Source organism: Micromonospora coxensis (assembly GCF_900090295.1).
GTDB lineage: Bacteria > Actinomycetota > Actinomycetes > Mycobacteriales > Micromonosporaceae > Micromonospora > Micromonospora coxensis.
Map to the genome: position 1 here is coordinate 6161720 of NZ_LT607753.1, position 22048 is coordinate 6183767.

At 72.6% G+C, this 22048-nt stretch carries 26 protein-coding genes; 15 read left to right on the forward strand and 11 right to left on the reverse strand.

Translation table 11 applies throughout. The annotated features are described in order from the left end of the window. The first annotated feature begins 9 nt into the window (after window positions 1–9). From dop to prcA, 5 genes are all read left to right on the forward strand, one after another. Complete coding sequence (gene dop / locus GA0070614_RS28095) at window positions 10–1527, forward strand: depupylase/deamidase Dop (RefSeq protein ID WP_088978773.1); 1518 nt, start codon at window positions 10–12, stop codon at window positions 1525–1527. Window positions 1528–1633: 106 nt separating this feature from the next. Then, a complete protein-coding gene (locus tag GA0070614_RS28100) occupies window positions 1634–1849 on the forward strand; it encodes a ubiquitin-like protein Pup (RefSeq protein WP_036375672.1) in 216 nt (71 codons plus the stop codon). A gap of 211 nt (window positions 1850–2060) precedes the next feature. Beyond that, the gene (locus tag GA0070614_RS31330; protein ID WP_231933415.1) at window positions 2061–2363 is read left to right on the forward strand and encodes an endonuclease VII domain-containing protein; all 303 of its coding nucleotides are present in this window, start codon (window positions 2061–2063) and stop codon (window positions 2361–2363) included. Then, window positions 2282–3121, forward strand: coding sequence for a proteasome subunit beta (prcB, locus tag GA0070614_RS28110; protein WP_172892522.1), 840 nt, complete (start codon window positions 2282–2284; stop codon window positions 3119–3121). The genes GA0070614_RS31330 and prcB overlap by 82 nt, the downstream gene beginning before the upstream one ends. 65 nt (window positions 3122–3186) lie before the next feature. Continuing rightward, window positions 3187–4020 (forward strand): proteasome subunit alpha, encoded by an 834-nt coding sequence (prcA, locus tag GA0070614_RS28115; protein ID WP_088978775.1) that lies wholly within the window; start codon window positions 3187–3189, stop codon window positions 4018–4020. Between the two features lie 358 nt (window positions 4021–4378). Here the strand turns inward: prcA and GA0070614_RS28120 are convergent, their stop codons facing one another. Genes GA0070614_RS28120 through rfbB form a run of 6 tightly spaced genes read right to left on the reverse strand, consistent with a single transcriptional unit; the run spans window position 4379 to window position 9673 of the window. Next, window positions 4379–5407: a glycosyltransferase family 2 protein gene (locus GA0070614_RS28120; protein ID WP_088978776.1), complete on the reverse strand. Its 1029-nt coding sequence runs from the start codon at window positions 5405–5407 to the stop codon at window positions 4379–4381. Next, on the reverse strand, window positions 5404–6711 hold the full coding sequence (locus GA0070614_RS28125; RefSeq protein WP_231933416.1) for a lipopolysaccharide biosynthesis protein: 1308 nt from the start codon (window positions 6709–6711) through the stop codon (window positions 5404–5406). Before GA0070614_RS28125 ends, GA0070614_RS28120 begins: the two co-directional genes overlap by 4 nt. Beyond that, the gene (locus GA0070614_RS28130) at window positions 6711–7412 is read right to left on the reverse strand and encodes a glycosyltransferase family 2 protein (RefSeq protein ID WP_088978777.1); all 702 of its coding nucleotides are present in this window, start codon (window positions 7410–7412) and stop codon (window positions 6711–6713) included. Before GA0070614_RS28130 ends, GA0070614_RS28125 begins: the two co-directional genes overlap by 1 nt. Continuing rightward, window positions 7405–7791, reverse strand: coding sequence for a DUF2304 domain-containing protein (locus tag GA0070614_RS28135; RefSeq protein ID WP_088978778.1), 387 nt, complete (start codon window positions 7789–7791; stop codon window positions 7405–7407). Before GA0070614_RS28135 ends, GA0070614_RS28130 begins: the two co-directional genes overlap by 8 nt. Then, window positions 7788–8675: a dTDP-4-dehydrorhamnose reductase gene (gene rfbD / locus GA0070614_RS28140; protein WP_088978779.1), complete on the reverse strand. Its 888-nt coding sequence runs from the start codon at window positions 8673–8675 to the stop codon at window positions 7788–7790. Before rfbD ends, GA0070614_RS28135 begins: the two co-directional genes overlap by 4 nt. Then, complete coding sequence (rfbB, locus tag GA0070614_RS28145) at window positions 8672–9673, reverse strand: dTDP-glucose 4,6-dehydratase (protein WP_088978780.1); 1002 nt, start codon at window positions 9671–9673, stop codon at window positions 8672–8674. The genes rfbD and rfbB overlap by 4 nt, the downstream gene beginning before the upstream one ends. A gap of 88 nt (window positions 9674–9761) precedes the next feature. Between rfbB and rfbA the strand changes: the two genes are divergently transcribed. The 5 genes from rfbA to GA0070614_RS28170 all read left to right on the forward strand — a co-directional run bounded on the left by rfbA (window position 9762) and on the right by GA0070614_RS28170 (window position 13687). Further along, window positions 9762–10646, forward strand: a complete 885-nt coding sequence (rfbA, locus tag GA0070614_RS28150; protein WP_088978781.1) for a glucose-1-phosphate thymidylyltransferase RfbA — start codon at window positions 9762–9764, stop codon at window positions 10644–10646. 55 nt (window positions 10647–10701) lie between these two features. Beyond that, on the forward strand, window positions 10702–11325 hold the full coding sequence (locus GA0070614_RS28155) for a dTDP-4-dehydrorhamnose 3,5-epimerase family protein (protein WP_088978782.1): 624 nt from the start codon (window positions 10702–10704) through the stop codon (window positions 11323–11325). Between the two features lie 68 nt (window positions 11326–11393). Beyond that, window positions 11394–12752, forward strand: a complete 1359-nt coding sequence (gene pafA / locus GA0070614_RS28160; RefSeq protein ID WP_088978783.1) for a Pup--protein ligase — start codon at window positions 11394–11396, stop codon at window positions 12750–12752. 62 nt (window positions 12753–12814) lie between these two features. Continuing rightward, window positions 12815–13012, forward strand: a complete 198-nt coding sequence (locus GA0070614_RS28165) for a hypothetical protein (RefSeq protein WP_088979720.1) — start codon at window positions 12815–12817, stop codon at window positions 13010–13012. Window positions 13013–13138: 126 nt separating this feature from the next. Further along, window positions 13139–13687: a carboxymuconolactone decarboxylase family protein gene (locus GA0070614_RS28170; RefSeq protein WP_088978784.1), complete on the forward strand. Its 549-nt coding sequence runs from the start codon at window positions 13139–13141 to the stop codon at window positions 13685–13687. Between the two features lie 22 nt (window positions 13688–13709). Here the strand turns inward: GA0070614_RS28170 and GA0070614_RS28175 are convergent, their stop codons facing one another. Further along, on the reverse strand, window positions 13710–14795 hold the full coding sequence (locus tag GA0070614_RS28175) for a DUF3866 family protein (protein ID WP_088979721.1): 1086 nt from the start codon (window positions 14793–14795) through the stop codon (window positions 13710–13712). Window positions 14796–14986: 191 nt separating this feature from the next. Between GA0070614_RS28175 and GA0070614_RS28180 the strand changes: the two genes are divergently transcribed. The 5 genes from GA0070614_RS28180 (at window position 14987) to tatC (ending at window position 18778) form a co-directional block, all read left to right on the forward strand. After that, the gene (locus GA0070614_RS28180) at window positions 14987–15985 is read left to right on the forward strand and encodes a helix-turn-helix transcriptional regulator (protein WP_088978785.1); all 999 of its coding nucleotides are present in this window, start codon (window positions 14987–14989) and stop codon (window positions 15983–15985) included. Next, window positions 15982–17001, forward strand: a complete 1020-nt coding sequence (locus GA0070614_RS28185) for a helix-turn-helix transcriptional regulator (RefSeq protein WP_088978786.1) — start codon at window positions 15982–15984, stop codon at window positions 16999–17001. Before GA0070614_RS28180 ends, GA0070614_RS28185 begins: the two co-directional genes overlap by 4 nt. A 10-nt stretch (window positions 17002–17011) precedes the next feature. Further along, window positions 17012–17260, forward strand: coding sequence for a hypothetical protein (locus tag GA0070614_RS28190; RefSeq protein WP_088978787.1), 249 nt, complete (start codon window positions 17012–17014; stop codon window positions 17258–17260). A 213-nt stretch (window positions 17261–17473) separates the two neighbouring features. Continuing rightward, complete coding sequence (gene tatA, locus GA0070614_RS28195; protein ID WP_088978788.1) at window positions 17474–17806, forward strand: Sec-independent protein translocase subunit TatA; 333 nt, start codon at window positions 17474–17476, stop codon at window positions 17804–17806. Window positions 17807–17824: 18 nt separating this feature from the next. Then, window positions 17825–18778 (forward strand): twin-arginine translocase subunit TatC, encoded by a 954-nt coding sequence (gene tatC / locus GA0070614_RS28200; RefSeq protein WP_088978789.1) that lies wholly within the window; start codon window positions 17825–17827, stop codon window positions 18776–18778. A gap of 131 nt (window positions 18779–18909) precedes the next feature. On the opposite strand, the gene GA0070614_RS28205 is transcribed toward tatC, so the two are convergent. From GA0070614_RS28205 to GA0070614_RS28220, 4 genes are read right to left on the reverse strand one after another with little or no spacing between them, the layout of a single operon-like run. Then, window positions 18910–19554, reverse strand: coding sequence for a DUF2278 family protein (locus GA0070614_RS28205; protein WP_088978790.1), 645 nt, complete (start codon window positions 19552–19554; stop codon window positions 18910–18912). 39 nt (window positions 19555–19593) lie between these two features. Further along, complete coding sequence (locus tag GA0070614_RS28210; protein WP_088978791.1) at window positions 19594–20337, reverse strand: amino acid ABC transporter ATP-binding protein; 744 nt, start codon at window positions 20335–20337, stop codon at window positions 19594–19596. After that, complete coding sequence (locus GA0070614_RS28215) at window positions 20334–21125, reverse strand: amino acid ABC transporter permease (RefSeq protein ID WP_088978792.1); 792 nt, start codon at window positions 21123–21125, stop codon at window positions 20334–20336. The genes GA0070614_RS28210 and GA0070614_RS28215 overlap by 4 nt, the downstream gene beginning before the upstream one ends. A gap of 42 nt (window positions 21126–21167) precedes the next feature. Continuing rightward, on the reverse strand, window positions 21168–21998 hold the full coding sequence (locus GA0070614_RS28220; RefSeq protein ID WP_231933418.1) for an ABC transporter substrate-binding protein: 831 nt from the start codon (window positions 21996–21998) through the stop codon (window positions 21168–21170). Window positions 21999–22048: the final 50 nt, after the last annotated feature.

Genomic DNA, 22048 nt, shown 5'->3' on the forward strand with positions numbered 1-22048 from the left:
GGTAGGTCGATGAGCGTCAGACGAATCATGGGCACCGAGGTCGAGTACGGCATCTCCGTGCCCGGCCACGCCGGAGCCAACCCCATGGTCACCTCCTCCCAGGTGGTCAACGCCTACGGGGCGCGTCCGGAACTCAACCGGGGCGGTCGCGCCCGCTGGGACTACGAGGAGGAGTCGCCGCTGCGCGACGCGCGCGGCTTCACCTACTCCGGCGCCGCGTACGACCCCGCCGAGGCGCTCGCCGACGAGGACCTCGGCCTGGCCAACGTGATACTCACCAACGGCGCGCGGCTCTACGTCGACCACGCGCACCCGGAGTACTCCACTCCCGAGGTGACCAACCCGCTGGACCTGGTCCGCTGGGACAAGGCCGGCGAGCGGGTGATGGCCGAGGCGGCCCGCCGCGCCGCCACCATCCCCGGCACCCAGCCGATCCACCTCTACAAGAACAACACCGACAACAAGGGCGCCAGCTACGGCGCGCACGAGAACTACCTCATGCGGCGGCAGACCCCGTTCGCCGACATCGTGGCGTACCTGACGCCGTTCTTCGTCACCCGGCAGATCGTCTGCGGCGCCGGTCGCGTCGGCATCGGCCAGGACGGCGGCGCCAGCGGCTTCCAGATCTCCCAGCGGGCGGACTTCTTCGAGGTCGAGGTGGGGTTGGAGACCACCCTCAAGCGGCCCATCATCAACACCCGCGACGAGCCGCACGCCGACGCCGACAAGTACCGCCGGCTGCACGTCATCATCGGTGACGCCAACCTGTCGGAGATCTCCACCTACCTGAAGGTCGGCACCACGGCGCTGATCCTCACCATGATCGAGGAGAAGGCGCTCGGGGCCGACCTCGGCATCGCCGACCCGGTCGGCGAGTTGCGCGCGGTCAGCCACGACCCGTCGCTCAAGCACCTCATGCGGATGCGTGACGGCCGCCGGCTGACCGCCCTGGACGTGCAGTGGGCGTACCTGGAGCGGGTCCGGTCCTTCGTGGACGACCGGTACGGCGACGACGTCGACGAGCAGACCGTGGACGTGCTGGACCGCTGGGAGAGCGTGCTGGACCGGCTCGGCCGCGACGCGTTCCTCTGCGCCGACGAGCTGGACTGGGTGGCCAAGCTGCGGCTGCTGGAGGGCTACCGGGAGCGGGAGAAGCTGGGCTGGGGCTCGCACAAGCTCCAACTGGTCGACCTGCAGTACTCCGACGTCCGCCCGGAGAAGGGCCTCTACCACCGGCTGGTCTCGCGCGGCTCGATGAAGACGCTGCTCGACGACGAGCAGACCCGTACCGCGATGGTGGAGCCGCCGGAGGACACCCGGGCCTACTTCCGGGGCCGCTGCCTGGCCCAGTACGCCTCCGAGGTGGTGGCGGCGAGCTGGGACTCGGTGATCTTCGACATCGGCCGCGAGTCGCTGGTGCGGGTGCCGATGATGGAGCCGGAGCGGGGCACCCGCAAGCACGTCGGCGCCCTCTTCGACCGCTGCGAGAGCGCCAAGGACCTGCTGGAGACGCTGACCGGCGGCTGACCGGCCGCCGATCAGGGCCCGTCGGGCGCCGCGAGCCGGCGCGCGACGGGCCTTTCGTCGCTCAGGCGAGGTAAGTTCATCGGAGACGATCGTGGAGGAGGCAGCCATGGCCACTCGTGACAGCGGCGGGCAGTCGCAGTCGGGCAAGGCCCGTCAGGGCGAGGAGATCGAGGACGTCACCACCGAGGCGAACCCGGAGGTCGCCGAGCGGCACGCCGAGATCACCGAGGACGTCGACGACCTGCTCGACGAGATCGACTCCGTCCTGGAGGAGAACGCCGAGGAATTCGTGAGAGGATACGTCCAGAAGGGCGGAGAATAGGGCATATGCCCGGTTCGCCTCAGGCGTCGGACAAGCTGTGCCCGCCGTGCCGGCGGCTGCTCCCGCCCACCGATTTTCACCGTCGCCGGGCGGACGGGCTCGCCTTCTACTGCAAGGCGTGTGCGGCCGCCCGCTCCGAGACCAGGCGGCGCAGGCGGGGCATCGCTTCACAGCGCAGGTCTCTGGTGTCGGTGGCGGACGGTCTCCAGTGGTGCCCCGACCGTGGGCAGATCGACCCGCTGCGGGGGTCCTGGCCGAGCCGGGTGGCGTCTGCGCGATCTGCGGCGGGGAAGATCCCCAACATCTGGACCACGATCATCGCACCGGGTGGGTGCGCGGGATACTCTGCTTCAACTGCAACGGTGGTCCTGGCCGGTCCCGTGACAGTCCCACGAGGCTGGCCAGGGCGATCACGTACCTGAGAGGAACCACGTGGCAGCGGGTTTTGATCCATCCGGGCGTCTACCAGATGTGTTCACCAACGCGGGGACGTCCTCCTTCACTACGTTCCTGAGTCAGGTGGCCCCCGAGATGCTGCCCGGCCGTCGGCCGCTGCCGCCGGGCATGGCCGCCGACATGGCACCGCACGCGACGACCATCGTGGCCATCTCGGCCGCCGGCGGCGTGGTGATGGCCGGCGACCGGCGGGCCACCATGGGCAACCTCATCGCTCAGCGCGACATCGAGAAGGTGCACCCGGCCGACGCGTACTCGCTGGTCGGCATCGCGGGCACCGCCGGCATCGGCATCGAGCTGATGCGACTGTTCCAGGTGGAGCTGGAGCACTACGAGAAGATCGAGGGCGCGATGCTCTCGCTCGACGGCAAGGCCAACCGGCTCGCCTCGATGATCCGGGGCAACCTCGGCGCGGCCATGCAGGGCCTCGCGGTGATCCCGCTCTTCGCCGGCTTCGACCTGGCCGCGAAGGACCCGGCCCGGGCGGGCCGGATCTTCAGCTTCGACGTGACCGGCGGCCCGTACGAGGAGACCGGCTACGACGCGATCGGCTCCGGTTCGCTCTTCGCCAAGTCGGCGCTGAAGAAGCGGTTCCGCGCGGGGCTGTCGATCGACGACGCGACCCGGCTGGCCGTCGAGGCGCTCTACGACGCCGCCGACGACGACACCGCCACCGGTGGGCCGGATCTGACCCGCCGGATCTACCCGGTGGTGATGACGGCGACGGCCGAGGGCACCCACCGGCTCACCGACGCCCAGACGGCGTCGATCGCCGAGGCGGTCGTCGCCGCGCGGATGGAGAACCCGGGCGGCTGACCCCGCTCCCACCCCACCCAGCAGTCAGCAGTCGTCAGCACAGCGCCCGAAGGAGAACCGCCGCCGTGGCCATGCAGTTCTACGCCTCGCCCGAGCAGATCATGCGCGACCGCTCCGAGCTGGCCCGCAAGGGCGTGGCCCGGGGCCGTAGCGCGGTGGTCCTGAGCTACGCCGGCGGGGTGCTCTTCGTCGCGGAGAACCTCTCCAGCGCCCTGCACAAGGTCAGCGAGATCTACGACCGGATCGGCTTCGCCGCCGTCGGCCGGTACAACGAGTTCGAGAACCTGCGCCGGGCCGGCGTGCGGATGGCCGACCTCAACGGCCTGAGCTACGACCGGCGCGACGTGACCGGCCGTGCCCTGGCCAACGCGTTCGCGCAGACCCTCGGCGCGATCTTCACCGAGCAGTCCAAGCCGTTCGAGGTGGAGATCTGCGTGGCGCAGGTCGGCGCCACGTCCGAGGAGGACGAGCTGTACCGCATCACGTACGACGGTTCGGTCAACGACGAGCCGGGCCGGATGGCGATGGGCGGGCAGGCCGAGGCGATCACCAACGTCCTCAAGTCCGACCACCGGCCGGAGATGACGCTCAGCGAGGCGGTGCGGGTGGCCGTGCGGGCGCTGAGCAGCGTCGGCGGTGAGGGCGGCGCCGCCCGGACCATCGCGGCCAACCAGCTGGAGGTGGCGGTCCTGGACCGCGCCCGGGTGGGCCGTACCTTCCGGCGGATCACCGGTGCGGCGCTGACCGCCCTGCTGGACGGCGACGCCTCCGGTGACGCCGCGCCGGCCGGCGGCCGGGCCAAGACGCCGACCGTGCCGACGGAGGAGGCGCACAAGCCGACCACGTCCGCCGGCTCGGCGGACCTGGAGGGCCAGCAGGACACGCCGCCGGAGGCGTAAGGGACTCAGGTCGCAGGGGTCGGGGATCTCCCCCCGGCCCCTGCGGCGTCTCCGGACCAGCGCGCCGTCGGCCCGCGTCCACGCCGCCGGCCCCACACCCACGTCCGCGCCAGCCCCCGACCACCCGCGCACCCGCGCACCCCGCCGTTCCACGCACTTTCACGGAATGAGTGGCTATCCTGCGCGGAACAGCCACTCATTCCGTGAAAGTGCAGCCAACGGGGAGGTGTGGCGGGGGAGCGGGTGCTCGTCAATGGGCGGACGGTGGCCTGACGGGGTTCGGCGGGGGGTGTGGTCGTGGGCCCGAGACGCCGAACGGCCGCCCGGATCGTGCGGGCGGCCGTTCGCGCGGGTACGGTCAGCGCTTGCGCAGCAGCGGGCGGGCCAGGGCCCAGTAGCCGGCGGCGACGGCGTTGAAGACGCCCATGCCGGGCGGCGAGTCGACGTTGGACGGGGCCACCTTCGCGGTCATCAGCTCGGCGATGATCCCGTCTGGCACGGTCCGCTCGGCCTGCAGTTGCCGGCGGCGGGCGCGCAGCCAGGCCCGGTTGGTCCAGAGCCAGCCCCAGCCCTTGAACTTCTGCTTCGACCAGCCGCCGGCGAGCGAGGCGGCGAGCATGGCGACCTCGGTGAGCAGCAGGACGGGCGCGAGCACGACCAGGGTACGGGTCTCGTACGCGGTGAGCAGGGTGACCAGCCGGTTGCGTTCGACCAGGTAGAGCTTGAGCGCGTTGCGGGAGAACTCGTAGTGGTGCCGCACGACGGCGTCCGGGACGTACTCCAGCCGCAGGTTGCGCTGCCAGAGCCGCAGGCTCAGCTCGGTGTCCTCGTGGTAGGCGAAGTACTCGGCGGCGAAGCCGTCCAGCTCCCGCCAGAGCGCCCGGTTGATGACGAAGCAGCAGCCGCTCAGCGACGGCACCGTGGTGCGGACGGCGTGAGCGCTGGCCGGCTCGCCGTTGCCGCCGGCCCAGGACAGGCCGGTGAAGTGCAGCGGGTTGCCGGAGGTGTTGATCAGCTCGGGGTCGTCGGCGAGCCGGATCGAGGCCATCGCCGCGCCGACGCCCGGCTCGCCGGCCACCGCGACGACCTTGGCCAGCGCGTCGGGGGCGACGACCGCGTCGGAGTTGACGAACGCGAGCCACTCGCCGGTCGCCTCGGCGGCGCCGACCCGGCAACCACCGGAGTAGCCGGTGTTCTCCTCGGGGCGGATCACCCGTACGCCGGGGAAGCCCTTGACGATGTCGATGCCGTCGCCGGTGCAGCCGTTGTCGACCACGATCAGCTCGATCTCGACGTCGGTGCTGTCCAGTACGGCGCGGGCGGCGTCGACCAGGTACGGCTCGGCGCCGTAGGCCAACATCACCGCGGAGACCTGCGGGCGGGTCATCGGATGCCTCCGGAAACTCCGGTCGCCACGGCCTCGTCGAGGGGCCGGGCCGGGACGGGGTGGGGACGGTTGCCACGGCGCAGCAGCAGCGCCATGGTGGCGGCCACCACGACGGAACCGACGGCGTAGGCGAGTTCGACGCGCAGCGCGACCGACATCGGGGTGAGCGTCACGACGAGCAGGGCGGCCACGCCGATCGTCCAGGCGACGGCCTGCGCCCGGTGCCGGTCGAGGGCCAGCAGCCCCTGGCCGAGCACCATCGCCCACAGGTAGGCCAGGGTGGCCACGGCCAGCCAGGCGAAGTCGCCGTGGCCGAGCACGTCGGAGGCGTCGAAGAGGACGCCGACCAGCCACGGGCCGAGGGCGACCGCGCCGACCGCGCCGAGCACGCCCAGGGCGGTGACGATGCCGAGCGCCCGGCGCAGCAGGTTGTGGAAGCCGCCGAGGTCGCCGGTGCTGGCCGAGGTGGCCAGGCCGGGCAGCAGGGACGCCTGCAGGGAGGCGAAGACGAACAGTGGGATGCGGACCAGCACCAGCGCGGAGAGCAGCGCCCCGGCGGTGGCGACGTCGGACGGGTCGAGCAGCCGGACGTTGATCACGCCGACGTTGACCACGACCTGGGAGAGCAGGCTGGAGACGGTGAGCAGGCCGAGGCCGCGCAGCAGCGCGCCCCAGGCCACCGGCACGCCGCCACCGACGGCGCGCAGCACCGGCGGCAGGGTGAGCAGCACCCCGACCAGCGGGGCGATCACCAGGACCAGCCCGTACCACAGCGGCGAGGTGACGCCGGTGAGCCCGAGCAGGGCGACCATGGCGATGCGCAGGCCGCCGTCGACGCCGAGCTGGCCGCCGTACCAGGGGAAGAGTTGCAGGCCGGAGAGGATGCCCCGGGTGGTGTAGGCCACGGCCATGGCGGCCAGCGACCCGATGAGCACCCACACCATCGCGCCGTCGCCGGCGAAGAGCCGGTCGGCGAGCAGGTCGTGCCCGGCGAGCAGGACCACCACCATGAGCGCGAGCACGCCGACGGCGAGGATGCCGCCGCGGGTCAGCACCGGCCCCGGCGGCAGCCCCTGGCTGCGGCGGGTGGCGACGACCCGGGCGATCTCCTGCTCGACGGGGAGGAACACGCCGATGCCGAGGGTGAAGACGATCGACCAGAGCACCGACAGGGAGGAGTAGTCGGCCTCGGTGAGGCTGTGTCCGGCCACGGCGAGGTGGACGTAGGAGGCCAGCCCGAGCAACGCCAGCCCGGCACCCACCGCGAGGGTGCCGGGCGGGACGAGGTTGAGCAGGCGCCGCATCACCGGCGGATGAGCGCGAGCGTCAGGACGGCGAAGGCGCGGCCCAGGTAGATCATGGCCTTGGCGGGGGAGTGGCTGGGGGTGCCGGCCATCCGCTTGCGCATGGCGACCGGAACCTGGCGGATCGTGTAGCCGCGCCGGGCGGTGTGCACCAGCGTCTCGACGGTGTCGCCGAGGTACTCGGCCGGGTACCAGCCGGCGAACATCTCGATGACCCGCCGGTTGGCGGCCCGGAAGCCGGAAGTGGTGTCGGTGAGCTTGGTCCTGGCGACCCTGGACAGCACCAGCGACAGCATGACCATCGCCCAGCGGCGCGGGCCACGGACGCTGTAGTCGCCCTCGCCGGCGAACCGGGCGCCGATGACCAGGTCGACCTCGTCGAGCAGGTCGACCAGCTTCGGCACGTAGCGCGGGTCGTGCTGGCCGTCGGCGTCGATCTGGATGGCGACGTCGTAGCCGTTGTCCCGGGCGTACCGGTAGCCGAGCCGCATGGCCCCGCCGACGCCGAGGTTGTACGGCAGCTTCGCCACCCGCGCGCCGGCGGCGGCGGCCACGGCGGCGGTGCGGTCGGTGGAGCCGTCGTCGACGACCAGCACGTCGACGCCGGGCAGCTCGCCGCGGACCTCGCCCACGACGTCGGCGATCGAGCCGGACTCGTTGAGCGCGGGGATGATGATCAGTACGCGCTTGCCGTTAACCATCGTGGGACACCAGTTCGTCTCGGGCGGATGCGGTCCGGGCCGCCCGCTCCGCCTCCACCTCGGCGCGGAGCAGGGCGAAGTCCTCGGCCAGGGTGCGGGTCTCCTCCTCCAGGGCGCTGACCTCCCAGCTCAGGTGCACGCAGACCAGCAGCAGGAAGACGATGCCGAGGAAGAGCACGAGGCTGACGCCGGAGGCGACGCCGAGCGTGCCGGCCACGTTGTCCAGCAGCCGGGGGAACAGCGACAGCGGGATGACGATCAACAGCACGGCGAGCCAGAGCATGCCGTACTTCTCGCGCAGTTGCCGGCGACGCAGCAGCTCGACGATGGTGACGAGCAGGATCAGGCCGGTCAGGCCGGTGACCAGGGTGAGCTTCATGCGACCTTCCACGGGGCGGGTGGAGTGGGGGAGTCGAACGCGTCGGACAGCGTGTCGTGCCAGTCCGGCAGTGGCGGCAGACCTGCCACCGCCCAGCGGTCGTGCCCTAGCACACTGTACGCCGGTCGGGGGGCGGGACGCGGATACCGGTCGCTGGTGGTGGGTCGGATCCGCTCCGGGTCGAGCCCGGCGAGGGCGAACGCGGCCCGGGCCAGGCCGTACCAGGTGGTGCGGCCGGAACAGGTGCCGTGGTAGATCCCGGCGGGGGCCCGCCCGGCCAGCGCCGCGTCGGCGAGCGCCACCAGCTGGGTGGCCAGGGCGTACGACCAGGTGGGCTGGCCCTGCTGGTCGTCGACCACGTCGAGGTGCTCGCGCTGCCCGGCCAGGCGCAGCATGGTGGCCACGAAGTTCGGCCCGTGCGCGCCGTAGAGCCACGCGGTGCGTACCACGTAGCCGGTTTCGGGGAGAAATCGGACGACGGCCCGCTCCCCGGCCAGCTTGCTGCGCCCGTACGCGTTGATCGGGTCGGTCGGTGCGTCCTCGGCGTACGGGGCGTCGGCGTTGCCGGGGAAGACGTAGTCGGTGGAGACGTGCACCAGGCGGGCCCCGGTGTCGGCGCAGGCCCGGGCGAGGTGCGCCACGCCGTCGCCGTTGACCGCCGTGGCGGCGGCCTCGGCCTGCTCCGCGCCGTCGACGTCGGTCCAGGCGGCGGTGTTGAACACCACGTCGTGCCCGGCGACGGCGGCGCGGACGGCCCCGGCGTCGGTGATGTCCAGTTCGGCGCGGGTGGCGGCGCTCACCGTGAGGTCGGGCCGGCTGGCCAGCACGGCCAGCAGGTCCTGCCCGAGCATGCCGCCCGCGCCGGTGACGAGGACGCGCGTCATGCGGCCTTGGCCGCCTTCAGCGGCTCCCACCAGGCCCGGTTGTCGCGGTACCACTGCACCGTCTCGGCGAGGCCCCGGTCGAGGTCGATGCTCGGGGCGTACCCCAGCTCGGCGTTGATCTTGCTGATGTCCAGCGAGTAGCGGCGGTCGTGGCCCTTGCGGTCGGCGACCGGGACGACCCGGTCCCAGTCCGCGCCGCAGGCCTCCAGCAGCCGGCCGGTGAGCTCCTTGTTGGTCAGCTCGGTGCCGCCGCCGATGTTGTAGACCTCACCGGCGCGGCCCTTGTGCGCGACCATGGCGATGCCCCGGCAGTGGTCGTGCACGTGCAGCCAGTCGCGGACGTTGCCGCCGTCGCCGTAGAGCGGGACGGTGCCGCCGTCGAGCAGGTTGGTCACGAACAGCGGGATGACCTTCTCCGGGAACTGGTACGGCCCGTAGTTGTTGGAGCAACGGGTCACCACCACGTCGATCCCGTGGGTGCGGTGGTACGCCAGGGCGAGCAGGTCCGAGCCGGCCTTGGAGGCCGAGTACGGGGAGTTCGGCGCCAGCGGCCAGGTCTCCGTCCAGGACCCCTCGTCGATCGAGCCGTACACCTCGTCGGTGGAGACGTGCACGAAGCGGCCGGCGCCGTGGCGCAGGGCGGCGTCGAGCAGCGTCTGGGTGCCCAGCACGTTGGTGGTGACGAACGGCGCGGCACCCTCGATCGAGCGGTCGACGTGCGATTCGGCGGCGAAGTGCACGATCACGTCGTGACCGGCGACGACCTCGTCGACCAGCTTCGGGTCGCAGATGTCGCCCTGCACGAAGCGCAGCCGCGCATCGTCGCGCACCGGGGCGAGGTTGTCCAGGTTGCCGGAGTAGGTCAACTTGTCCAGCACGGTCACCGCGGCCGGTTCGACGGCGGGCACCCCGGACGCGTCGCCGCCGGGCACGCCCAGCAGCATCCGTACGTACTCCGACCCGATGAATCCGGCTCCGCCGGTGACGAGAATCCTCACGGGTCCGGAAGTGTACGCGAATCCGCAGGAAGGCCGGGGGACGGCGACCCCGGTGTCCGGTTCACACCGGTGCAGGTAGTCTCCCCGGGTGCGTGGAATCCTTCTCGCTGGTGGCACCGGGTCCCGGCTCTGGCCGATCACCCGGGCGGTCTCCAAGCAGCTGATGCCGATCTTCGACAAGCCGATGGTCTACTACCCGCTGTCGACGCTGGTGATGTCCGGGGTGCGCGAGATCCTGGTGATCACCACGCCGGAGGACCAGGCCCAGTTCCAGCGGCTGCTCGGTGACGGCAGCCAGTGGGGCCTGCGGCTGGAGTACGTCACGCAGGCCCGCCCGGAGGGCATCGCGCAGGCGTTCGTGCTGGGCGCGGACTTCATCGGCGACGAGTCGGTGGCGCTGGTCCTGGGCGACAACATCTTCCACGGCGCCGGCCTGGGCCGGCAGTTGGCCGCCGGCGGCGACCCGGTGGGCGGCCGGGTGTTCGCGTACCCGGTGGCCAACCCGGAGGCGTACGGCGTGGTCGACTTCGACGCCGACGGCCGGGTGCTGTCGATCGAGGAGAAGCCGGAGAAGCCGAAGTCCCGCTACGCCGTGCCGGGGCTGTACTTCTACGACAACCGGGTGGTCGGGATCGCCCGCGACCTCAGGCCCAGCGCCCGGGGCGAGCTGGAGATCACCGCCGTCAACGAGGCGTACCGGCTGGCCGGCGAGCTGTCGGTGACCGTGCTGGACCGGGGCACCGCCTGGCTGGACACCGGCACCTTCACCTCGATGATGCAGGCCGGTGAGTTCGTCCGGGTGATCGAGGAACGCCAGGGTATGAAGATCGGGTGTGTCGAGGAGGTCTGCTGGCGGGCCGGTCTGATCGACGACGACCGGCTGCGCGAGCTGGCCGAGCCGCTGACCAAGAGCGGCTACGGCGACTACCTGCTCGGCCTGCTGGCGGAGAAGGACGAGGTGGCGGGACGATGAGCGCGGGCGACACGCCGGCTCGGCGGGCCCCCCGGTCGGGAACGGAGGTGGCGACGTGAAGATGCGTGAGCTGGGCATCGAGGGCGCCTGGGAGATCACCCCGCAGCAGCACGGCGACCCGCGCGGGTTGTTCATGGAGTGGTACCGCTTCGACCGCCTCGCCGAGACGGTGGGGCACCCGCTGCGCCTGGCGCAGGGCAACCTGTCGGTCTCGGCCCGGGGTGTGGTGCGCGGCATCCACTTCGCCGACGTGCCGCCCGGGCAGGCGAAGTACATCACCTGCGTCCGGGGCGCGGTGCTCGACGTGGTGGTGGACCTGCGGGTCGGCTCGCCGACGTTCGGCCGCTGGGACAGCGTCCGCCTCGACGACGTCGACCGGCGGGCGGTGTACCTCAGCGAGGGGCTGGGGCACGGCTTCTGCGCGCTGACCGACGACGCGACGCTGAGCTACCTCTGCTCGACCACCTACAACCCGACCGGCGAGCACGGGGTGCACCCGCTCGACGCGGAGCTGGGCATCGAGTGGCCGGTCGGGTCGCCGCGGCTGTCGGCCAAGGACGCCGACGCCCCGACGCTGGCGCAGGCGCGCGAGGCCGGCCTGCTGCCGGACTACCAGACCTGCCGGACGTACGTGGCGAGTCTGGGCACCGACGGTTTGTCGTACTCGGACGGGATTTGATCGACCGGAGCGCACGAGCTGTGCTGTGACAGTGACGTTCGGGGCCTCCGGGCGGCTAATGTCACATCATGGAGCGGCGAATCTTCGGCCTCGAGACCGAGTACGGCGTCACCTGTACCTACCGTGGGCAGCGTCGGCTGTCCCCTGACGAGGTCGCCCGGTACCTCTTCCGCCGCGTCGTGTCGTGGGGCCGGTCGAGCAACGTGTTCCTGCGCAACGGGGCCCGGCTCTACCTGGACGTGGGCTCGCACCCCGAGTACGCCACCCCGGAGTGCGACTCGGTCACCGACCTGGTCGCCCACGACCGTGCCGGTGAGCGGATCCTGGAGGGTCTGCTCATCGACGCTGAGAAGCGGCTGCACGACGAGGGCATCGCCGGGGAGATCTACCTGTTCAAGAACAACACCGACTCGGCCGGCAACTCGTACGGCTGCCACGAGAACTACCTGGTCTCCCGGCACGGGGAGTTCGGCCGGCTCGCCGACGTGCTCATCCCGTTCCTGGTCACCCGGCAGTTGATCTGCGGCGCGGGCAAGGTGCTGCAGACCCCGCGCGGGGCGGTCTACTGCCTGTCCCAGCGGGCCGAGCACATCTGGGAGGGCGTCTCCTCGGCGACCACCCGCAGCCGTCCGATCATCAACACCCGGGACGAGCCGCACGCCGACGCCGAGCGGTACCGGCGGCTGCACGTCATCGTCGGCGACTCCAACATGAACGAGGTCACCACGCTGCTCAAGGTCGGCAGCGCCGACATCGTGCTGCGGATGATCGAGGCCGGGGTGGTGATGCGGGACCTGACGCTGGAGAACCCGATCCGGGCGATCCGCGAGGTGTCGCACGACATCACCGGGCGGCGCAAGGTCCGGCTCGCCTCCGGCAAGGAGGTCAGCGCGCTGGAGATCCAGCAGGAGTACCTGGCGAAGGCGACCGAGTTCGTCGAGCGCCGCGGCGGCGACCAGACCGCCAAGCGGGTGGTGGAGCTGTGGGGCCGGGTGCTGCGCGCGGTCGAGACCGGCGACCTGGACCCGGTGGCCCGGGAGATCGACTGGGTGAGCAAGCTGCGGCTGATCGAGCGCTACCAGCGCAAGCACGACCTGCCGCTGTCGCACCCCCGGGTCGCCCAGATGGACCTGGCCTACCACGACCTGCGGCGCGGCCGTGGCCTGTACGGCCTGCTGGAGCGGCGTGGCCAGGTCGACCGGGTGGCCACCGACCCGGAGATCTTCGAGGCGAAGGAGACCCCGCCGCAGACCACCCGGGCCCGGCTGCGTGGCGAGTTCATCCGGCACGCCCAGGAGAAGCGGCGCGACTTCACCGTCGACTGGGTGCACCTGAAGCTCAACGACCAGGCGCAGCGCACCGTGCTCTGCAAGGACCCGTTCCGGGCCTACGACGAGCGGGTCGAGCGGCTGATCGCCAGCATGTGAGACGCCCCGGCGGCCGGTGCGCGGCGCACCGGCCGCCGCCGCACCGGTACGCTGGCGTCGCGATGATGACCTCCGACCCGGCCGACCGCGAGCGCGGCGGCACCGAGAAGCTGAACTGGATCGAGCGGCGCCGCGAGAAGATCCGCGCCGAAGTCGAGCGCAACCGCCGGGGCGAGTACACCGTGCCGACCTGGGTGCTCGCGGTCGCGTTGATCGCCATCGTCGGCGGCTGGCTGGCGTTGATCTTCCTGCTCGGCTGAGTCCCGCTCCCGCCGTCGTCGAAACAGCGCACGTACGGAGTTGGGCCGCGCGCCCGGCGCGTGCCAGCGTGACCATCCACGAGTCGGTGGCCGCCCGCAGCGGCCCTGTCCAGGGATGGTGACGTCATCGCCCACATCGACCTCGGCCTCGACGAGAAGCGGCACCCCGGCATCACCGGGCCCATGATCTACCGCCCGGAGACCGCCAAACCCCTCAACGCCCTGGCGGAGGCGCTGCTGCGCGCGCCGCACCCCACGCTGAGCCCCGGCGAGCGGGAGCTGATCGCCGCCTACGTCTCCGGACTCAACGAGTGCCACTTCTGCTGCTCGTCGCACTCGGCGATCGCCGCCGCGCAGCTGCCCGAGGGCGCCGACCTGGTCGACCGGGTCCGCGCCGACCCGGAGACCGCCCCGATCGGGGCGAAGCTGCGCGCCCTGCTGCGGGTCGCCGCCGCCGTGCAGCGCGGCGGGCGGTCCGTCACCGGTGAACTGGTCGACGATGCCCGCCGCGAGGGCGCCACCGACCTGGAGATCCACGACACGGTGCTGATCGCCGCCGCGTTCTGCATGTACAACCGGTACGTCGACGGCCTGGGCACCTTCGCCCCGCAGGACGGGCAGGCGTACGAGAACTCGGCCCGGCACATCGTCGCCCACGGCTACGGCGCGTTCTGAGCCGACCGACCAGGGCCGGGGCTCAGGGCACGAGCCGCGCCGCGTGACGTCCGGCCGCCGCGGCGGCGAGGAAGTAGGCGTGGTCGGCGTCCAGGCCCCGGCCCATGGTCGACAGCGTCACCGGCAGGGCGCGCAGCGCCGCGTCCAGCCCGTCGGTGGGCACCGTCACGAGGGTGTGCCGCGCCGCGAGGGGCGCCAGCGCGGCGTCCACGTCGGCGGCCAGGGCCGCGTCCAGGCCGGCGGGGACGACCAGCTCCGCCGGGGCGAGGGCCACCCGGCCGTACGCGGTGAGGCTGTGGTGCGACACGCCCCGGTGCCGGGGGCGCGGGTCGGCGTCGGAGATCCGCAGCGAGCCGACCGGCCGCCCGCCCAGCGCGGCGACCGCGTTGACCGCCTCGCCCACGCCGACTCCGGAGAAGCCCCAGCGGGTGCCGGTGCCCAGGTTGCCGGGGCCCTGGGCGACGATCGCGACGTCGGCGCGCAGCACGTGCCGGGCGGCGAGCAGGCCGCTGTGCACGGTGGTGGCCTCCAGGTCGCCGCCGAACGCCTGGCCGACGCTGACCGTGCCGACGAGCCGGTCGCGCAGCCCGTCGAGGGTGCGGGAGAACCAGGCCGGCAGCGCCCCGCCGTCGGTGAGCACGTACGCCACCCGGGCCCGGGGCGCGTCGGCGTGCACGCCGGCCACGATCGCCGGCAGCGCCGAGTGCAGGTCGGCGGTGACCACCGGCAGGCCGTCCAGACTCTCCGCGCCGGCCAGCAACTCGTGGTGCGGGGACGCCTCCTCGTCCACCCCGAGCATGATCGCCTGCAACGGGGTGTAGCGGGCCTTGACCAGGTGCCCGGCGTCGCGGCTGTCGCCGGCCTGCGGCGGGTCCGGCGGAAGCCGGTCGGGCAGCGCCACGACCAGGGCGTAGCCGCCGGTGCCGAGCCCCATCAGCAGCGCGCCCGCGTTGAGCAGCACCCGGTCGCCGGGCTGCGGGTCGCCGACCAGCGCGGGGTAGGCCAGGGCCCGCATGACGGACCCGTCGGGCAGGTCGACGTCCAGTTCCGCCGCGCCGGCCCACCGTCGCCGTACCGCCGCCACCGTCCCGGACCGCCATCGCACCATGCCCGGCACGCTATCGGCGCGGCGGTCGCCGTCCACGCCCGGGGCCACCGCCGTGCCGACCTCGGTCCGCGCCCCGGGTCTCACCGTGGGTCGAGCCGGTCGACACGCTGCGGCGCGGCGGGTGGTGTCGGGCGGCACGACGCGCCCGCGCGGGTGCACGGCGCGTCCGCGCGGGCTGCTAGCGTTCACCCGTGTCGCGGAACCGCACCGAACGCCTGGTCAACCTGGTGATCTGTCTGCTGTCCACACGACGGTTCCTGACCGCCGCGCAGATCGCCGCGACCGTGCCCGGCTACGAGCACGATCCGGACGACCCCAAGGAGCACGAGGCCTTCCAGCGCAAGTTCGAGCGGGACAAGGCCGAGCTGCGGGAACTGGGCGTCCCGCTGGAGACCGGGACGGCGAGCGTCTTCGACGCCGAGCCGGGGTACCGGATCGCCCACCGCGAGTACGCGCTGCCCGACATCCCGCTCGAACCGGACGAGGCCGCCGCCGTCGGCATCGCGGCGCGGCTCTGGCAGCACGCCGGGCTGGCCGCCGCCGCCTCCTCCGGGCTGGCCAAGCTGCGCGCCGCGGGGGTGGACGTCGACCCGCAGGCCACCCTCGGCCTGGAGCCGATGGTGACGGTCGACCCGGCGTTCGCGCCGCTGACCGCCGCCGCCCGTGACCGGCGGCAGGTCACCTTCGACTACCGGGTGCCCGACCGGGACGCCCCCACCCGCCGCCGGCTGCAGCCGTGGGGCGTGGTCTGCTGGCGTGGCCGGTGGTACGTGGTCGGCCACGACCTGGACCGCGACGCCACCCGCTGCTTCCGGCTGTCCCGGGTGGTCGGCGCGGTGCGGGCGACCGGCGAGCCGGCGAGTTTCGACCCCCCGCCCGGGGTGGACCTGATCAGCCACGTGGCCCGCTGGTCCGGGCCGGTGGAACGGACCGGCCGGGCTACCGTGCTGGCCGCCCCGGGCCGGGCCGCCGGCCTGCGCCGCTGGGCGGTGCACACCGTGCCGGATCCGGCCGGGGACCGGCTGACCCTGCCGTACGCCGACCCGGACTACCTCGCCGGTCAGCTCGTCGGGTACGGCCCGGACGTGCGGGTGCTGGATCCGCCGGAGGTGCGCGACGCGGTGATCCAACGGCTCAAGGAGATCGCCGCCCGGCACGAGGACCTGGCCGTGGCCGGGGGTGCCCGGTGACCCGCCCGGCCGCCAGGGGCGGCTCACGCGCCTCCGCCGACCGGCTCGCCCGGCTGCTCAACCTGGTGCCGTACCTGCTGGCCCGCCCCGGCATCGAGATCGCCGAGGCCGCCGGGGACCTGGGTGTCACCGAGCGGCAGTTGCGCGAGGACCTGGAACTGCTCTGGGTCTGCGGGCTGCCCGGGTACGGCCCCGGTGACCTGATCGACATGGCCTTCGACGGTGACCGGGTGACCATCACCTACGACGCGGGCATCGACCGGCCGTTGCGGCTCACCCCGGACGAGGCGCTCGCCTTGGTGGTGGCCCTGCGGATGCTCGCGGAGACCCCCGGGGTGGCCAACCGGGAGGCCGTCGAACGGGCCCTGGCGAAGATCGAGAGCGCGGCCGGTGACCTGGTGGGCGCGCCGGTGGCGGTGCGGCTGCCGGGCGACACCGAGCGGGTGCGCGAGCTGAGCGCCGCCGTGGAGCGCGGCCGGGCGCTGCGGATCACCTACTACACCGCGGCCCGGGACGAGACCACCGAGCGGACCATCGACCCGCTGCGGATGCTCGTGGTCGGCGGCCGGGCGTACGTGGAGGCGTGGTGCCGGCGGGCGGAGGGGGTACGGCTGTTCCGCGCCGACCGCATCGACGCGGTCACCGAACTCGACGAGGCGGCCGTGGTGCCGCCGCAGGCCCGCCGGCACGACCTCAGCGACGGGGTGTTCCGCCCCTCGCCGGACCTGCCCCTGATCACCCTGCGGATCGGTCGGGGCGACCGGTGGATCACCGAGTACTACCCGTGCGAGCGGGTGGAGGTCGACGGCGACCACTGGCTGGTGTCGCTGCGGGTGACCGACCTGGGCTGGGCCCGCCGGTTCGTGCTGGGGCTCGGGCCCGACGTCACCGTGGTCGCCCCGGTCGAGCTGGCCGAGCAGGTCCGCGCCCAGGCCGCCGCCGCGCTGGCGGCGTACGCCACCCCGGCCGGCGCGGCGCCGTCGGCCGACCCGGCGGTGGGAGCCGTCACCCAGTAGGCTGACCGCCGTGGTGAAGTGGATCGTGCTCGCGGTGGTGCTGTTCGCGCTCGTCGTGCTGGCCCTGGCGGTGCGGCCGGTCGTGGCGCGGCTGCCCCGGCTGCAACGGGCGGCGGTGGCCCTGCAACGCCGCCAGGCCGACGCGGAGGCGCTGCGCGAGGCCGCCGAGGAGCTCCAGGCGCGGGCGGAGGCGTTGCAGCAGCGCGCCGAACTCGCCCAGGACCGGATCGAGCTGATCAAGGCCAAGCGCGGTCGGTGATCGACAGCGGTCGGTGAATCGCGCGAGATCTGCGCGATCGGCCTCCGTTTCGCGCAGCAGTGAGCGCCGGTAGGTGGTTGACGGGACACTCGGCGGTGGTCAAGACTTCACCGGCCGGCCGCGTCACCAGTGGCCCGGCGGGTGGCAGCGGCCCGAGACGCACGTACGATGGGCGGCGACACACCCTTCGACTCAGAGCGACTGGAGCTTCCCATGGGTGCCCTCAAGCCGTGGCACATCGCCGTACTCGTGGTCGTGCTGATCCTGCTCTTCGGCGCGAAGCGGCTCCCCGACGCGGCCCGCTCGCTGGGCCGTTCGCTGCGGATCATCAAGGCGGAGACCAAGAGCCTGCACGACGACGACAAGGACCTGGCCGAGAAGGCCGACGCCCAGGCCGGCTACCAGCCGCTGCCGCCGCAGGCTCCGCAGCAGCAGTACGTGCAGCAGCAGTACGCCCAGCCGCAGCAGCAGTACGCCCCGCAGCAGGCCCCGCAGCAGCCGGTCGCCCCGCCGGTCGACCCGGTGCAGCGCGTCCGCGACAACTGACCGAAGGGCCCGAACACCGTGGCCTTCGCGCTCCGCAAGCGCGGCCCGAGCAACTTCGACCGGGCCGCCGACGGGTCGATGACGCTCATGGAGCACATCCGTGAGCTGCGTAACCGCCTGTTCCGCGCCTCGCTGGCGATCCTGGTCGGCTTCGGCTTCGGCATCTGGCTCTCCGGCCCGGTGCTGCACCTGTTGCAGCAGCCGTACTGCGACCTGCCGAAGGCGCGGCTGGTCAACGGGTCCTGCAACTTCGTCCAGCTCGGCCCGGCGGACCTGTTCCTGCTCCAGCTGAAGGTCGGTCTCTGGGTCGGCCTGATCATCGCCGCGCCGGTCTGGCTCTACCAGCTCTGGGCGTTCATCGCCCCGGGCCTGCACCGGCACGAGCGGCGGTACGCGTACTTCTTCACCGCGCTGGCCGCCCCGCTCTTCGCCGCCGGCGCGGTGCTGGCGTACTTCGTCACCGCAAAGGGGCTGGAGTTCCTGCTCAACATCTCCGGCGGCGGTGACATCACCACCACGCTGGACATCACCCGGTACATCTCGTTCGTCACCAACCTGATCATGTTGTTCGGGGTGGCGTTCGAGTTCCCGCTGGTGGTGCTGATGCTCAACTTCGTCGGCCTGGCCAGCGGACGGAAGCTGCTGAGCTGGTGGCGGGTGGCGGTCTTCGTGTTCTTCGCCTTCGCGGCGGTGGTCACCCCGACCCCGGACCCGTTCGGCATGACCGCCCTGGCGATCTGCCTCTCCGCGCTCTACTTCGCCGCGGTCGGCGTCGCCTTCCTCAACGACAAGCGTCGTGGGCGGGGCAAGGAGGTCTACGCCGGCATCGCCGACGACGAGGTCTCGCCGTTGCAGCTCGACGACGAGCCGGTGACCGCCACGCCGGAGCTGAGCCACTCCGGGCCGATCGGCGCGCCGGAGCCGGTCGCCGCGCCCGCGCCGATCGACCGCCGCTACGACGACATGACCTGACCCGGTCGCGTCCGTTCCGTCCGCCGATGCCGTCCCCGTCCCACGGGGGCGGCATCGGCCGTTCGCGCCGGCCGGTGCGGTTGTGGCACCGGGTGCCGGCCGGCACGGCAGCGCGGAGGGCGGCCCCTGCCCTACCGTGGATGCCCCGCGTCGTCGGTCTCGTACGACTGCGAGGTGAACTTCGACAGGAACACGTCGTAGCGGCCGTCCGGCCGGAACACCACGGTGGCCCCGTCCTGCCAGGTGCCGTTCTCCGCCCACCACTGCGAGCCGGCCGGGTCACCCTGGTTCTGGTGGATGTTGTGCATGCCCAGTCCGCGCTCGAACGGCTCGCCGAAGATCGCGGTACGGGCGCCGGGCGCCAGGATCGACTCCAGCGCCGTGGCGGCCTCCAGGTGGGATCCCGACGACCACGCCCGGGCGGCCAGCCACCGGCGCACCGCCGGGGGGAGCAGGGCGGTCAGGCAGCCGTCGGTGAGCCGGAACGCGGGATGCCGGGGGTAGTCGAGCGCCCCCGAGGACGACGTCGTCGCCAGCGGGTGGCACCCGGTCGTCAGCGCGCCGAGCGTCGGCAGGCGGTCCGCGGGCAGGGTCACCAGCCGCCACTGCACGCCGGTGGCGGACTGCTTGCTGTCCACGTCCACGGCGCAGTGGTAGTGCCCGGCGGGCGCGGCGACCGTCAGGTTGACGTGGAACCAGCGGCCCTGCTCGTCCGGAGGGTCGCGGTGGTGCGCGGTGAGCGTCCCGACGAGCACGCCGTAGTGGTCCAGTGGCATACCGGCATTATCGGTGCGGACCGGCGCCGTCCGGGCCCGTCACAGCACCTGGGACAGGAACCGGCGCAGCCGGGGGTGCTCCGGGGCCTCGAAGATCGCGGCCGGCTCGCCGGCCTCCAGCACCACGCCGTGGTCCATGAAGGCGACGGTGTCGGCGACGGAGCGGGCGAAGCCCATCTCGTGGGTGACCACCACCATGGTCATGCCGCCGGCGGACAGGTCGGCCATCACGCCGAGCACGCCCTTGACCAGCTCCGGGTCGAGCGCCGAGGTGGCCTCGTCGAAGAGCATGATCTCCGGTCGCAGGGCCAGCGCGCGGGCGATGGCCACCCGCTGCTGCTGGCCGCCGGACAGCTGCGCCGGCCGGGAGTCGGCCTTGGCGGCCAGCCCCACGAGGTCCAGTTGGGCCCGGGCGAGTTCGACGGCCTCGTCCTCGGAGAGCTTCTTCAGCTTGCGCAGCGCCAGGGTGATGTTGCGCAGCACGGTCATGTGCGGGAAGAGGTTGAACTGCTGGAACACCATCCCGATCCGCTGGCGCAGCGCGTCCGGGTCGTCGCGCAGCACGCTGCGTCCGTCGAGCAGCACGTCGCCGGAGTCCGGCTCGATGAGCCGGTTGACGGTACGCAGCAGGGTGGACTTGCCGGAGCCGGAGGGGCCGATCACGCAGGCGGTGCCGCCGGAGGCGACGTCCAGGTCGGCGCCGCGCAGCACCCGGTTGGCCCCGAAGGCGAGGTGCACGTCGCGGACGGCGAGGCTGACCGAGGTGGCGGTGGTGGTGGTCATCGGGGGTCCTCTCGGTGCGGCTGCGGCAGGGCGGTCTCGCCGGCCAGGGCCAGCCCGCCGTCGTCGTCCGGCTGCCCGGTCGCCGCGCGGCCCTGGCGCAGCCGCCGGTCGATCCAGTTGACCGCGTGGGTCAGCGGCACGGTCAGCGCCAGGTAGAACAGGCCGGCCAGCAGCAGCGCGGACTGGTTGCCGGTGTTCGCCGCGTAGTCCTGCCCGATCCGGAACAGCTCGCGCTGGCTGGCCAGCAGGCCGAGGAAGTAGACCAGGCTGGAGTCCTTGATCAGGGCGATCAGCTGGTTCACCCAGGCCGGCAGCACCCGGCGTACGCCCTGCGGGACGATCACCAGGCGCATGGCCTCACCCCAGGAGAAGCCGAGCGCCCGGGCCCCCTCCAACTGCGCCGCCTCCACGCTCTGGATGCCGGAGCGGAAGATCTCCCCGATGTAGGCGGCGGCGATCAGCGACAGCGCCAGGATGCCCAGCGGGTACGGGTTGGGGCCCCAGACCTGCATGCCCAGCGGCGCCAGGCCGACGCCGATGAGCAGGATGGTCGCCGCGGCGGGCAGGCCGCGGAACACGTCGGTGTAGACCCGCGCCGGCCAGCGCAACCACCGGGTACGGGAGATGCCGGCGATGGCCAGCAGCATGCCCAGCACGGAGCCGAGCAGGGCGGCGGAGACCGCCAGGATCAGCGTGTTGGGCAGCCCGACGGTCACCATCTCGGGCAGCGCCTCGCGCATCGAGTCGATGTCGAAGAAGGTCTCCCACAGGGTGCCCCACGGATCCATCAGTGCTCTCCTACCGCCCCGCTCGCTCGTGTGCTCGTACCGTCAGGAGGTGGCCGACGCCGACGGGACGGCGACCGTTCCGCTGCCCGGCGTGAACTCGGCCGGGATCGGCCGGCCCGGGTAGTACTGCTGCTGGAGCCGGGTCCAGGTGCCGTCGGCGATGACCTCGTCCAGGCCCTTGTCCAGCGCCTCGCGCAGCGCGTCGTTGCCCTTGGCGAAGGCGTACGCGGTGGGGGCGGGGCTGAGCTCCTTCGCCGCCACGGTGATCTTGCCGTTGCTGTCCGCGGCCGACTTCTCGCCGATCTCGGCCGGGGCGATCCAGGCGTCGGCGGTGCCGGCCTTGAGCTGGTTGATCGCCCCGTTGTAGTCGGGCACCCGGACCGGGTTGAGGCCCTTGGTGGTGGCGTAGTCGTCCTGGACGGTGCCCTGCACGACGACGACCCGCTTGCCGGCGAGCTGGTCGAAGCCGGTGATCGGGGAGCCGGCGGGCACGTCGAGGCCGAAGTAGCCGAAGTCGTAGCCGTTGCCGAAGTCGACGGTCTTCTTCCGCGCCTCGGTGATGGTGATGGAGGAGCTGCCGATGTCGAACTTGCGGTTGTTGACCTGCGACAGCAGCGCCGAGAAGTCGGTGCCGACGAACTCGACCTTCAGGCCGACCTTGGCGGCGGCGGCGACGAGCAGGTCGTTGTCGAAGCCGGTGAATTTGCCGTCCTTCAGGTACACGTTCGGCGGCGCGTCGGTGAGCGTGCCGGCGCGCAGCACGCCCGGCTGGAGCAGGCCGTACGGGTTCTCGGCCGACTGGGCGGCGTCGTCGCCGCCGCAGGCGGTCAGCGTGGCGGCGGCGAGCACGGTGGCGGCGCCGAGCGCGGCCACCCTGGACAGGGAACGAAGGAATCGCACAGGTGTCTCCGGGAATCGATCGG

Coding starts and splice junctions, on each gene's coding strand:
- GA0070614_RS28135 (WP_088978778.1), bottom strand. CDS start 7,791: ATGAAGCTCACCCTGGTCACCGGCCTGACCGGCCTGATCCTGCTCGTC.
- GA0070614_RS28100 (WP_036375672.1), top strand. CDS start 1,634: ATGGCCACTCGTGACAGCGGCGGGCAGTCGCAGTCGGGCAAGGCCCGT.
- GA0070614_RS28165 (WP_088979720.1), top strand. CDS start 12,815: ATGATGACCTCCGACCCGGCCGACCGCGAGCGCGGCGGCACCGAGAAG.
- dop (WP_088978773.1), top strand. CDS start 10: ATGAGCGTCAGACGAATCATGGGCACCGAGGTCGAGTACGGCATCTCC.
- tatA (WP_088978788.1), top strand. CDS start 17,474: ATGGGTGCCCTCAAGCCGTGGCACATCGCCGTACTCGTGGTCGTGCTG.
- GA0070614_RS28130 (WP_088978777.1), bottom strand. CDS start 7,412: ATGGTTAACGGCAAGCGCGTACTGATCATCATCCCCGCGCTCAACGAG.
- GA0070614_RS28175 (WP_088979721.1), bottom strand. CDS start 14,795: ATGGTGCGATGGCGGTCCGGGACGGTGGCGGCGGTACGGCGACGGTGG.
- GA0070614_RS28210 (WP_088978791.1), bottom strand. CDS start 20,337: ATGACCACCACCACCGCCACCTCGGTCAGCCTCGCCGTCCGCGACGTG.
- GA0070614_RS28205 (WP_088978790.1), bottom strand. CDS start 19,554: ATGCCACTGGACCACTACGGCGTGCTCGTCGGGACGCTCACCGCGCAC.
- GA0070614_RS28125 (WP_231933416.1), bottom strand. CDS start 6,711: ATGCGGCGCCTGCTCAACCTCGTCCCGCCCGGCACCCTCGCGGTGGGT.
- rfbD (WP_088978779.1), bottom strand. CDS start 8,675: ATGACGCGCGTCCTCGTCACCGGCGCGGGCGGCATGCTCGGGCAGGAC.
- GA0070614_RS28215 (WP_088978792.1), bottom strand. CDS start 21,125: ATGGATCCGTGGGGCACCCTGTGGGAGACCTTCTTCGACATCGACTCG.
- pafA (WP_088978783.1), top strand. CDS start 11,394: ATGGAGCGGCGAATCTTCGGCCTCGAGACCGAGTACGGCGTCACCTGT.
- GA0070614_RS28120 (WP_088978776.1), bottom strand. CDS start 5,407: ATGACCCGCCCGCAGGTCTCCGCGGTGATGTTGGCCTACGGCGCCGAG.